This is a genomic window from Bacteroides sp. 3_2_5 (assembly GCF_000159855.2).
In the GTDB taxonomy this organism is placed as follows: Bacteria; Bacteroidota; Bacteroidia; order Bacteroidales; family Bacteroidaceae; genus Bacteroides; species Bacteroides fragilis.
On record NZ_JH636044.1, the window covers coordinates 1,624,045 to 1,635,774 of the forward strand.

Consider the following 11,730-nt stretch of genomic DNA (forward strand, 5'->3'; position numbering starts at 1 on the left):
GAGAGGTGCCGGTGAGTCCGGGGAGGAATTGTTTGTAAGGAAAATGCCAATATATGTAATGCCCCATAACAATATATGTAATCGAAATAACATATATTGTTATGGGGCATTACATTACTACTTCGTGGAGGCAGGATTGAAGTCGTTCCCCTTATTCGATGGTGATGCCGATGGTTCTCGTGTCTGTTTTTGTTTCATCGTATGCATTACCGTTTATGTCGATCACAGTACCTGTAGAAGTGGTCTTAGCGATGATTCCGGTTGGCTTTTCGTTTTCATCCAGTTCATAAGTGTATTTTGTATACTCCTCTTTGTTTTCTTTCGGAGTGTTGCCGATAATCAGGTGTTTGGACTGACGGCCCAACAGTCCGGCATAAATAGCGTCGTTGTGGAAAGACAGGGGGTAAGTTTCGCAAACTTGCAGGCAAGGGAGCTGATACAGGTTCTCCGTATTTCCCGCCTGATAATTGGTTTGCAAGCCATTGGCAATGATATGGCTTAAATTCCCGTTGTCGTCGTATGCCAACTCTACGGAAGAATAAGGCGTACTGTTTATTTCTTCATCGATCCGGGTAAGATATTCACCGGAATAGGTGAAGGTGTACTTTCTGACCTGGTCGGACAATTTGTAAGTACATTCGGTGGCATATCCCGCACTTCCTAAGATATAAATGGCGGTATTTCCGTTTTCATCTGCCAATGTCACTTCGTTACCGGAGTAGGAGAGAGTCGTTTCGTGGGTCAGGCTCTGCCCGTAGAACTCCTGTAATGTGGTATGGGTCGTTAGTTTATTGTTATCGTATACATAAGTATCGGTGCGTAATACGTCGCCTCCGTTACTGTGCAGATTCTCTTTCAGGATCATCAGGCTGAAATCGGGGGCCGGAGGAAATTCCCGTTCTTCCTTATCATCGGTACATGCCGAGGTAGCTATGACAGAAAATGATAAAAAGAAACAGTATAGAAGTTTATTCATATCAATAATGTTTTATTTGCCTGCAAATGTAGTTAATAACCTGCTCTATCTACCACGATTGTGGTATAAAAATGCCTTCAATGTGCGATTTCTTTCCATACCGGATTCCTCTATCTTTGCCACATATAAAGATTGGACACTGACAATGAACTCTAAATATAGATAGCAAATGGAAACGAAAAAATTACATTTTGAGACTTTACAACTCCATGTTGGACAGGAGACTCCCGACCCGGCAACCGATGCGCGTGCCGTACCTATTTATCAGACAACTTCCTATGTGTTCCGGGATTCGGCCCATGCCGCCGCACGATTTGGATTGCAAGACCCTGGGAATATTTATGGACGACTGACCAATTCCACTCAGGGAGTATTGGAGGAACGCATCGCAGCACTTGAAGGGGGAGTAGGTGGGCTTGCCGTGGCTTCCGGAGCTGCTGCCGTGACCTATGCTATTGAGAATATCACCCGTTCCGGTGATCATATTGTGGCTGCCAAGACCATTTATGGGGGCACATATAACTTGCTGGCGCATACTCTGCCTGCTTATGGAGTAACGACCACTTTTGTAGATCCGTCCGATCTTTTTAATTTCGAACGGGCGATTCGTGAAAATACAAAGGCGATATTCATTGAAACTCTGGGAAACCCCAATTCCAATATTATCGATATGGATGCCGTAGCTGCCATTGCCCATAAATATCGGATTCCGCTGATTGTGGATAATACTTTCGGTACGCCTTACCTTATCCGTCCCATTGAGCACGGGGCAGACATTGTGGTACATTCTGCCACAAAATTCATTGGCGGACACGGCAGTTCGTTGGGAGGAGTTATTGTCGATTCCGGTAAATTTGACTGGGTTGCTTCCGGTAAATTCCCGCAACTGACCGAGCCGGATGCAAGTTATCATGGGGTACGGTTTGTCGATGCTGCCGGGGCTGCTGCCTACATTGTCCGTATACGTGCGGTGTTGCTGCGCGATACGGGTGCTGCCATCAGCCCGTTCAATGCTTTTATCTTGCTGCAAGGGTTGGAGACTTTGTCTTTGCGTGTAGAACGGCATGTGGCCAATGCTTTGAAGGTTATTGATTTTCTGGTGAACCATCCGAAGGTAGCGGCTGTTAATCATCCATCATTGCCCGGTCATCCGGATCATGCCATCTATCAACGTTATTTTCCTGGCGGGGCAGGTTCTATCTTCACTTTCGAGGTAAAGGGAGGAACGGAGGAAGCGCAGAAGTTTATCGATAGTCTGCAGATATTCTCTTTGCTGGCCAATGTGGCCGATGTGAAGTCGCTGGTGATTCATCCGGCCACTACCACACACTCGCAGTTGAATGCGCAGGAGCTGGAGGAACAGGGGATTAAACCCGGAACGGTCAGACTTTCGATAGGTACGGAGCATATTGAGGACATTATTGATGACTTACGTCAGGCATTAGAGAAAATTTAAAAAAATGGATATAGCAGCATTATTATCGGGAGGAGTGGACAGTTCGGTTGTTGTACATCTGCTTTGTGAGCAGGGCTACAAGCCTACACTGTTTTACATCAAAATAGGTATGGATGGGGCGGAATACATGGACTGTTCTGCCGAAGAGGATATAGAACTGTCTACTGCCATAGCCCGACGCTACGGTTTGGCACTGGAGGTTGTCGATTTACATCGGGAATACTGGGATAATGTGGCTGCTTATGCCATAGAAAAGATACGGAAGGGGCAGACTCCGAATCCGGATGTGATGTGTAACAAGCTGATTAAGTTTGGCTGTTTCGAGCAGCAGGTCGGAAAAGATTTCGATCTTACGGCAACCGGACATTATGCTACGACCTTGCAACTAGGCGGGAAAACCTGGCTGGGTACAGCCAAGGACCCGATAAAAGATCAGACTGATTTCCTGGCCCAGATTGACTATTTGCAGGTTTCGAAATTGTTGTTTCCGATAGGTGGGCTGATGAAGCATGAAGTGCGTGAGATAGCGTTGCAGGCCGGATTGCCCAGTGCCCGTCGGAAGGATAGTCAGGGAATTTGCTTTTTGGGCAAGATAAATTATAACGATTTTGTCCGTCGCTTTCTGGGAGAAAAAGAGGGGGCGGTGATCGAATTTGAAACAGGTAAGAAGATTGGTACTCATCGCGGCTATTGGTTTCATACCATTGGCCAGCGAAAAGGATTGGGATTGGGAGGAGGACCCTGGTTCGTTGTGAAGAAGGATATTCAGGATAACATTATTTACGTCTCCCACGGTTATGATGCCGAGCAGCAGTATGGTTATGAATTCAGGATGAAAGACTTCAATTTTATTACAGATAACCCGTGGGAAGGCTCGACAGGCGAGGAGGAAGTAACATTTAAGATCCGGCATACACCTGAGTTTATCAAAGGCCGTTTGCTACATGACGAAGAGGGATACCGGATTATTTCTTCCGAAAAATTACAGGGAATTGCACCGGGACAGTTTGGCGTGATTTATGACGCCGAATCCCGGGTTTGTTTCGGGAGTGGAGAAATAGGATAAGAATATAACGAAAGCTCCTTCAGATGACACCGGTTTGTACAGAGATGCGGCTTAATAATCGGTCGCTGCTCGAGGTCTGTATGAATCGGTGTATTTGGGTTGATTTTCGGTACGCTCTTCTGCTTTAGATATAATATTCCGCCAGATCCACAATGCCTGCCCGCATGGCATATTTGGTAGCCTCGTGCACATTGTTCACTCCCAGTTTGCGGAATATATTTTTTCGGTGACTGTTGATGGTATGAAAACTCAGATGCTTCTCTGCCGCTATCTCTTTGGTCGTTTTGCCGGAAGCTATTTCTTTTAAGATTATTTTTTCCGTCGGTGTGAGCAGACGGTCTTCCTGCGGTACGAAAGTGTGCACGGCTGAAGCAGTGTTTACATTTCCACTTCCCGATAATAACAGATTGCTTACATGATTGCAGATAAAGCGCTCTTTTCGTGATGCGCATTGCAGGGCCGACATTATCTCTTCCTTGGAGTTGTCTTTCAGCACGACTCCGAAAGCATTGCTGCTGAACAATACCTGCCTCAGAAATCCGATGCTCAATTCATCCGAAAACAATAACCAGTCTGATTCTTTGAATCGTTCCTGAAGGATGATCAATTCATCTGCACCGGAAAAATCAAATAGTGTATAGTCTAAAATAACCACCGCTTGCGGATGAATGCGCAACAACTGGACCAACTCCATCTTATTGTCGGCTTCCAGCAACAAGCTTACCTCTTTTTGCTTGCTTAACAGAAACATCATTCCTGCTTTCGTGATGTCCTGATTATCTGCGATGATATATTCTCTCATAATCTGTCCATAAAAAAACTCCGTTGCAAATGTACACTTTTTGTGCGATTTGCAGCGGAGTTATGTGAATTAGTTACGAGCTTAAATAGAGTCTCGTCACTCTTATTACCATGAACGGCCTTTAAATACATCCGACTGGTTCAGCGGAACAAGGTTGCCGCTCAACGTTAATGTATTGGAGTTGAAGTTCGGATTAATGGTCACAGTGGCGTTGTTGCCTCCGTTTGTCAATGTGATAAAGACTTGTGCCGAGATACCGATACCTTGTACGCTGAAGTTGCAGTTCACATTGCCTCGTTTGTCGGTAGTCACTTTTACATCCGAAGTGGTTCCGTCCACTGTTACACCGCCAATTCCGTTAGGGCCGGGATACGGAGTATTGAACGCTACCTGTACGGTTGCTCTCTGTCCGTTCAACATTACAAAGTTAGTGTTGGACGATACGAAAGCTGTCTGGCCGCGTTTGAAGATTACCTGATCGGCTTCCAGTACAAACTGTTTGTCTTTGATAGCCTGTACGGCTTGCTGATAGGCCACTTGGTCGGCAGCTTGTTCCTCAGCTTTCAGTCTGGCTCTTTCTGCGTCTCTTTGTGCTTTACGGTCAGCGCGGCGTATGTCTCTCTGTGACTCTTGTGCATACATTAAAGTCGATGCACTTACTAATACTAATGCTACTAATGCAATAAACTTTTTCATAACTTTTTTTTGTTTAGGTTTAAAACTGTTGTTCGTTTATTCCAAGAACAACTCCCTTTTCAGATTGTTCACTTGCGTCTCACAATTTTATATCCGATGGCAGCAATCGTAATGCTCATTAACGGACTGATAATGTTGAAGAAGCAATAGGGAAGATAAACCAGTGTAGGAACACTCAGTATCGTGGCTTGCGTCATTCCGCAGGTGTTCCATGGTATTAATACGGAGGTCACTGTAACAGAATCTTCCGTGGTTCGACTGAGCAAACAGCTTTCATAACCTTTCTTTTCATAAATATCCCGGAACATGTTTCCGGTCAGGATAATGCTAATATACTGATCGGCTGTGGCGAGGTTCAGGAAAATACCAGAGCAAACCGTAGAGGCCACCATGCTGACTGTATTTTTCATGAAGCGGACAAATACGGAAGTGATACTTCCTAACATGCCGCCGGCAGTCATAGCCCCGCCGAAACACATCGCACAGATAATAAGCCATACCGTATTCATCATGCCTGCCATACCCCGGGTAGCCATCAGTTCGGTGAGTGCTTCATTGCTTGTCTGTAGACTGGTCCCTCCATAAAGAGTCATCATCAGTCCTTTGAAGATGGACTGTGTGCCTTCGGAATTTTGCAAACCGGATATTTCCTGTAACAGGTCGGGTTGGAAGAATACGGCGAATGCCCCTGCCAATGCCGCCGACAGAAATAAGGTGATGACGGAAGGTACCCGCCGAGCAATCAGTACACCTGTAACTACCGGTACAATCAGCAGCCATGGTGTAATGTGGAACTTTCCTGCCAGTGCGGCCGAGAATTCGGCTATATGTTCTGTGCTTCCGGCATTGTGTGACAATCCGGCTACTGTAAAGATAACCAAGGTAATGATTAGTGAAGGTACGGTAGTTATCAACATATAACGGATATGTCTGAAGAGGGGAGTATCGGTAACTGAGGCTGCTAATATTGTCGTATCCGATAATGGAGAGATTTTATCTCCGAAGTATGCGCCCGAAATAATGGCTCCGGCTATCCAGCCTTCTTCGAATCCCTGTGCTTTGCCAATGCCCATTAAAGCGATTCCGATGGTAGCAATCGTAGTCCAGGAGCTTCCGGTCATAACCGATACCAAGGCACAGATAATGCAGGTAGAGGTCAGGAAAAAACTGGGATGTATGATTTGCACTCCGTAATAAATCAATGTGGGGACCACACCGCTTATCATCCATGCACCGCTCAATGCGCCGATAATCAGCAGAATGATTAGGGCGGTAGATACGCCTGTAATGTTGTTTGTGATGGCCAGTTCAAAGTCTTTCCAGCCTATTTTGTAGAATCCCATACCGATCAGTATGCAAACGGCTGTTGTAGTCAGCAGGGACACTTGGCTACCTCCGCTGAGTGCATCGCTGCCAAAGGTACGTATGGTGGCAAATAGCATGATAACCAATACGACCAGAGGGATCAGAGAAACAAGAGGTGAGGGGGCTTTTTTCATGATTCTTCTTTTCCTTTTTTATGTTTAAGCGTCTATTCCTGTAAATGTTTTCAGTGCATAGCCTATCAGAAAGCTAATGCCGGCTACGCTGAAACTAAGTACTGCCATCTCGGTGAATCTTTTGCGGAAACTTTCTCCGCGTGCTACCGAATAGTAATAATTAAATAATGCAATGATTACCAAAGCCATGGCCAGCATTACTCCCAAAGCTATCAGTACGTTTTCGATCAGTATGAAGGGAGCAACCAGCGCCACTACCGTGATGATATAAGCAATACCCGTATAGATGGCGGCCTTTATGGGATGTTTCGTTTCTCCTCCTTCCGATTTGGTCGAGAGATATTCGGAAGAAGCCATTGATAAAGCTGCGGCAATCCCCGTGATGCTTCCCGTCAGGGCTATCAGCCTGGAGTCACTCAAGGCCAGAGTGAATCCCGCCAATGCCCCGGTAAATTCCACCAAGGCATCATTCAGACCGAGCACTACCGAACCCATATATTCAAGTCGTTCTTCGTTGATTAGCCCGATTAATTTCTGTTCATGAACTTCTTCTTCATTGGCCAATTGCCGGAGGTCCGGATAATCTGTATATTTGGCATAATCATGATGTGCATTCTCTTCACTTGACTCCATCAGTTTAATGGCAAATGTAATACCCAGGATTCTTGCCAGCCAGTAATATTTGGCTATACGCAACTTGTCTGGTGCAACGTCGGTTTCCGTATATTTCTTCAGTGTGGCATAGTGCGCTTTTTCTTCTGCTGAGATCAGACGTAATACTTTGCGGTTCGATTCGTCTTTTTCAATAGAGGCCAGTCGTTCGTATACGATACTTTCGGTTTTCTCATTTCGTTGGAAACGGATAAACTCTTCCTTCACTTCTTTCTTCAAGTCCATCTTCATCACTTTTAATTTTGCAAAGATACAATAAATGGCGCAAATGTCATTTATTTCATGAAGTTGAGTCGGGATATTTAAAAGTTCTTTAGCCACATTAAGAATAGGCAATGCTCCTTTTTTCTGAGAGCCTGTTGATTTCAGCCGTTCAGAAATACGTGGTAATTGGCGGTATGGACTTTAATAACTGTCCGGAAATACTAACTGATATTTGAGCTTTCTTTATAGGGAGGGTAGTTTATGGGGCATTAGGTCTTTTATTCCCTTCGGCTTTCCCTGCTGTTCTGGGGGCGACCTCAGTGAAAAACGAGCGGAGAGAGCTCTTGCATGGGTACTAAGTATGTGGTCTTTTGCGCCACCAGTAGCGTATAAATAATGTGCCTGTGAACATAAGTGCCAGTGAGAGTCCGGTGTAAAATACCGAAATGAAAGTGTCGGGCAACAGGTGTAATGTCCGGATGGTGATTCCCATTGCTATCATGAAACACATGACGATCCATCCCTTTGCATCGAAGAAAGAAAAGGGGCAATTTTTCTCTTTTTTCTTTTGCTCAATCCGGCGAGTGTGTTTGTAGTAGAGCTTTCGGAAGACAAGGACAAAAAAGAGCAGGAAAACAACTGTGGCTTCGCCTACCTTAAAAAGCCAATATTGTGAGTCATTAAGCCAGGTGACAATACCAATCCGGAGAATATTGGCTCCCGCCACTATCCAGACGATGCCGGCTGTGATTAATAACACTTGTCTGTTTACTCCGTACTTCATGATTTATATAACAACTTTTGTTACTATTCGGATTATCGTTTTGAAAAAAAAGTAATCAGCAGTGAGCCGGTAGTCAAGGCCACTCCTGTGCCTATGACTCCATGCCAACCGAATGCCTGCCAGAAAGTTCCTGCCAGAAATGTCCCGGTGGAGGCTCCTATGAAGTAAGTTGTCATAAAAATAGTATTAATGCGGTTCGAAGCACTCGGACAGAGTTCGAAGATACGGGTTTGATTGCTCAATTGGATACATTGCATGCCGATATCGATGATGATGATACCGGCAACGATTCCCCAATAGGAGTTCTCTCCGATAAAGAGAAGCAACCAAGCTGATAAGATCAGTCCGCATCCGATGAAATTGAATCGTCTGACTCCCACTTTCCGTACATACTTACCTACAAGAGAGGCTGATAAGGCGCCGGCAATGCCGCACAATCCTAACATACCGATGATGTGGCTGTCAGCGTAGAAGGGGGCACTTCCCATTTTAAATGCCAGACATGACCACATGGCTAGAAATGAACCGAAAGCAAGTGCGGCGCGGACTGAAAAGATGCGGAGCTCGGGATACTGCTTCAGCAGTGAAAGCAAAGACTTCATTAAGTCGCTGTATTTGCCCTGAAAGTTCGGGCGTATGTCCGGTAATACCCGCATGACTACCATACCACATATCAACATCATGCCGGCAGCGATGTAATACATCTCACGCCAACCAAACAGTTCTCCTATAAACCCGCTGACTACACGTGAGGCCAAAATGCCGGTCAGTAGTCCCGATACGACGATTCCTACATTTCTCCCTTTGTTTTCCGGACGTGAGAATTGGGAAGCTATCGGGATGAATATCTGTGGCATCACCGAACAGATGCCGGTGAGGAGCGAGGCACACAGGATGACGTGGATGTTGGGGGCCATCGCGATCACCAGCAACGAAACGATTAATATGGAGAAGCTGGTGAGAATGATCCGCTTTCGCTGATATAAATCGCCTAAGGGGACGATAAACAATAGTCCGAGGGCATATCCGATCTGCGTTACCATGGCAATCAGGTTTGTTTCGAACTCCGAAACACCCAATTCATGGCGGATCATATTCAGTAAAGGCTGGTTATAGTACAGATTGGCTACCGATATACCTGCAACAATAGCAAGTGTCCAAAGAATCGAAGCCGGTAGTCCGCCGTTTTCTTTCAAAATCTGTTTCATGGCACAAAGTTATCATTTTAGAGGCTATTCCACAAAGAACGTTGTCGAAATTGTATTTCCCTCGTCATCCACTGCCGTCAGGGAGTGTTTGCCGGGGGACGGACGGAGAGAAAGTTTGTGGAAGTCCTGCGTTTGCGTCAGGTATGTCTCGTCCAGATGCCAGTAGATGGTTGTATTCGGATGACTGTGAACCAGTTCGACAGTCAACTGCCCTTTGCTGCCATCCATCTGTTTGGGCAGATGGATACGGGCTCCCATTGGCGGATAAATAAATTGCATCGGTTGGAACCGGTCTTCTCCACATCCTGATTTAAAGGGAGGGAGAGGACGATATTCCGGGTGATGTTGCTTATAATACCATTCCCATACGGGAGGAAGGGTAAACCAGTTACGGCGGACAACCGGTTCGCTATTGGCACAATTCTCGTATATTCGGAACCGTTCATTTGCCGATAAGGTGACCGGGTGATGATAAGGGCAAGCTTCTGTTTTGAGACCTGCCGGAAGGATCAGCAAAGTATCTGTTTCTTCACAGAATCGTCCTTTCAGATGGCCGGACTGCCGACAAATTTCTGCTTCAACCAGTTCGCCCTGAGGACGTTCGAACCAGGGAGAAGAAGGGAGCAGGTTAAATACATCGAACAGGACAGGGCCTGCCGTACGGGCACCAACCAACCCGGGTTTTCCCTCACCCGTAGCATTCCCTACCCATACACCCACTGCATATTTAGGAGTTACACCCACTGCCCAGGCATCCCGGAAACCATAACTGGTACCGGTTTTCCAGGCAATGGTTTGCATGGAAGGAATGGTACGCCAGTCTATTTCTTCCGGTCGGTTCACTTCTTTTATTGCATCAAAAGTCTGCCAGACGGCTCCGGATTGGAACGATGGACGATGAACGGAGATGGAATCCGACAGGAGGAGTGTACACGGGAATTGAGGTAACCGGTTGAGGCTGCGTCCCATGTTGGCATAGGCCGAAGTGATATCCCATAACGTGGCTTCTGCACCTCCCAGAATCAGAGAAAGTCCGTAATGGCTTGAGGGACGGTTCAGGGTAGTCAGTCCGATTTGTTTCAGGAAACTGTGGAACTTAGGTACCCCGTAACGTTGCAGCATTGTTACCGAAGGTATGTTAAGAGAGCGTGCAATGGCTTCCGAGGCCGGTACGGCTCCTTCAAATTGCAGATTAAAATTTTGTGGAGCGAACCCATTGATGTTGACGGGAATGTCCGGCAACAAAGTATTTGGGAGAATTTCTCCTTCTTGTAGCATGGCATAATAAAGAAAAGGCTTGAGAATACTGCCGGTGCTCCGTGGCGACCGGATGACATCTACTTGGTTGCCGCTCTGCTCTTTGTCGAAATGTACATTGCCACAATAGGCTATCGCCTGATTCGTCCGGATGTCAATCACAAGAATCGCCAGATTACGGATGTCACTCCGTTTGAATTCACTGTTCCATCGTTCTACCAAACTTTCAATTTGGGTCTGTATACCTCTGTCGATGGTCGATACGGAGTATTTTCCATTTCGGGTTTGATAGAAATAGTCTGTCAGGTGAGGCGCTATGTGTGGAAGAGGTAAAGGTTCCTGCGGGAGTGGTTCACTGATGGCCAGTTCATATGTCGAAGTATCCAGAATTCCTTTTTTATGCAGGTGTGTCAATAGTCGGTTCCGTTTATCGAGGAGTGCTTGCCGACTCTTCGAAAGATGGATCATGGCGGGTGAGTTGGGGAGTACAGCCAACATGGCCGATTCTGCCCATGATAGTTCTTCAGCCGAATGTCCGAAGTATCGCCAGGCGGCCGCATCCAGTCCTACTACGTTTCCTCCGAAGGGGGCATGTGAAATGTAAAGTGACAGTATCTCTTTCTTAGATTTACGAAATTCCAAACGGGTGGCCCATACCATTTCAATCAGCTTTTCCTTGAATGTACGCGGCTTGTTCCGAGCCAACCGAATGGTCTGCATGGTAAGGGTGCTTCCTCCGCTGACGATACGTTTGTGCTTGAGGTTTTGAACTACGGCTCTGCCTATTGCCAAAGGATTGACTCCCCAATGATGGTAGAACTGGCGATCCTCGAATTCAATCAAGCAAGTGGCAACTTTCTCGGGAATATTGTCGCGCGGGGGAAAACGCCATTGTCCATCCGTGGCGATACGGGCACCGAGAAGTTCACCGTTCCGGTCTGTTACGACAGTAGAATAAGGGGAGGTGAATAATTGGCTGGGAAGGCAAAATATATACAGGACAAGAAGGAGGAAAAGGGCAGGTTTCCACCAACTTTTGATACTTATCTTCCACCCCCTCCCTTGAAAGGAGGGGGGAAGATTGTGTGGCTTAAGAATCTGATTCATCAG

At 46.3% G+C, this 11,730-nt stretch carries 10 protein-coding genes; 2 read left to right on the plus strand and 8 right to left on the minus strand.

Going from position 1 to position 11,730, the window contains the following annotated elements; translation table 11 throughout:
- Positions 1–151: 151 nt before the first annotated feature.
- On the minus strand, positions 152–976 hold the full coding sequence (locus BSHG_RS11380; RefSeq protein ID WP_008659124.1) for a DUF4595 domain-containing protein: 825 nt from the start codon (positions 974–976) through the stop codon (positions 152–154).
- 169 nt (positions 977–1,145) lie between these two features.
- Between BSHG_RS11380 and BSHG_RS11375 the strand changes: the two genes are divergently transcribed.
- Together BSHG_RS11375 and mnmA are read left to right on the plus strand one after the other, a co-directional pair.
- The gene (locus BSHG_RS11375) at positions 1,146–2,432 is read left to right on the plus strand and encodes an O-acetylhomoserine aminocarboxypropyltransferase/cysteine synthase family protein (RefSeq protein ID WP_005786117.1); all 1,287 of its coding nucleotides are present in this window, start codon (positions 1,146–1,148) and stop codon (positions 2,430–2,432) included.
- A 4-nt stretch (positions 2,433–2,436) separates the two neighbouring features.
- Entirely contained in the window at positions 2,437–3,498 is a 1,062-nt protein-coding gene (gene mnmA / locus BSHG_RS11370) for a tRNA 2-thiouridine(34) synthase MnmA (RefSeq protein WP_005800832.1), read from the plus strand.
- Between the two features lie 124 nt (positions 3,499–3,622).
- On the opposite strand, the gene BSHG_RS11365 is transcribed toward mnmA, so the two are convergent.
- The 7 genes from BSHG_RS11365 to pbpC all read right to left on the minus strand — a co-directional run bounded on the left by BSHG_RS11365 (position 3,623) and on the right by pbpC (position 11,727).
- Entirely contained in the window at positions 3,623–4,300 is a 678-nt protein-coding gene (locus BSHG_RS11365) for a LuxR C-terminal-related transcriptional regulator (RefSeq protein ID WP_005786122.1), read from the minus strand.
- A 105-nt stretch (positions 4,301–4,405) separates the two neighbouring features.
- Positions 4,406–4,996, minus strand: coding sequence for a DUF4251 domain-containing protein (locus BSHG_RS11360; RefSeq protein WP_005786125.1), 591 nt, complete (start codon positions 4,994–4,996; stop codon positions 4,406–4,408).
- Between the two features lie 68 nt (positions 4,997–5,064).
- On the minus strand, positions 5,065–6,495 hold the full coding sequence (locus BSHG_RS11355; RefSeq protein WP_008659129.1) for a Na+/H+ antiporter NhaC family protein: 1,431 nt from the start codon (positions 6,493–6,495) through the stop codon (positions 5,065–5,067).
- Positions 6,496–6,519: 24 nt separating this feature from the next.
- Positions 6,520–7,392 (minus strand): VIT1/CCC1 transporter family protein, encoded by an 873-nt coding sequence (locus BSHG_RS11350; protein WP_005786129.1) that lies wholly within the window; start codon positions 7,390–7,392, stop codon positions 6,520–6,522.
- Between the two features lie 334 nt (positions 7,393–7,726).
- The gene (locus BSHG_RS11345; protein ID WP_005795500.1) at positions 7,727–8,155 is read right to left on the minus strand and encodes a hypothetical protein; all 429 of its coding nucleotides are present in this window, start codon (positions 8,153–8,155) and stop codon (positions 7,727–7,729) included.
- Positions 8,156–8,187: 32 nt separating this feature from the next.
- On the minus strand, positions 8,188–9,363 hold the full coding sequence (locus BSHG_RS11340; RefSeq protein WP_005786133.1) for an MFS transporter: 1,176 nt from the start codon (positions 9,361–9,363) through the stop codon (positions 8,188–8,190).
- A 24-nt stretch (positions 9,364–9,387) separates the two neighbouring features.
- Positions 9,388–11,727 (minus strand): penicillin-binding protein 1C, encoded by a 2,340-nt coding sequence (pbpC, locus tag BSHG_RS11335; protein ID WP_008659133.1) that lies wholly within the window; start codon positions 11,725–11,727, stop codon positions 9,388–9,390.
- Positions 11,728–11,730: the final 3 nt, after the last annotated feature.

Bases quoted from the DNA above. Each gene is read 5' to 3' on its own strand.
- BSHG_RS11375 (WP_005786117.1), top strand. From the start codon at position 1,146: ATGGAAACGAAAAAATTACATTTTGAGACTTTACAACTCCATGTTGGA.
- BSHG_RS11350 (WP_005786129.1), bottom strand. From the start codon at position 7,392: ATGGACTTGAAGAAAGAAGTGAAGGAAGAGTTTATCCGTTTCCAACGA.
- pbpC (WP_008659133.1), bottom strand. From the start codon at position 11,727: ATGAATCAGATTCTTAAGCCACACAATCTTCCCCCCTCCTTTCAAGGG.
- BSHG_RS11345 (WP_005795500.1), bottom strand. From the start codon at position 8,155: ATGAAGTACGGAGTAAACAGACAAGTGTTATTAATCACAGCCGGCATC.
- mnmA (WP_005800832.1), top strand. From the start codon at position 2,437: ATGGATATAGCAGCATTATTATCGGGAGGAGTGGACAGTTCGGTTGTT.
- BSHG_RS11365 (WP_005786122.1), bottom strand. From the start codon at position 4,300: ATGAGAGAATATATCATCGCAGATAATCAGGACATCACGAAAGCAGGA.
- BSHG_RS11380 (WP_008659124.1), bottom strand. From the start codon at position 976: ATGAATAAACTTCTATACTGTTTCTTTTTATCATTTTCTGTCATAGCT.
- BSHG_RS11360 (WP_005786125.1), bottom strand. From the start codon at position 4,996: ATGAAAAAGTTTATTGCATTAGTAGCATTAGTATTAGTAAGTGCATCG.
- BSHG_RS11340 (WP_005786133.1), bottom strand. From the start codon at position 9,363: ATGAAACAGATTTTGAAAGAAAACGGCGGACTACCGGCTTCGATTCTT.
- BSHG_RS11355 (WP_008659129.1), bottom strand. From the start codon at position 6,495: ATGAAAAAAGCCCCCTCACCTCTTGTTTCTCTGATCCCTCTGGTCGTA.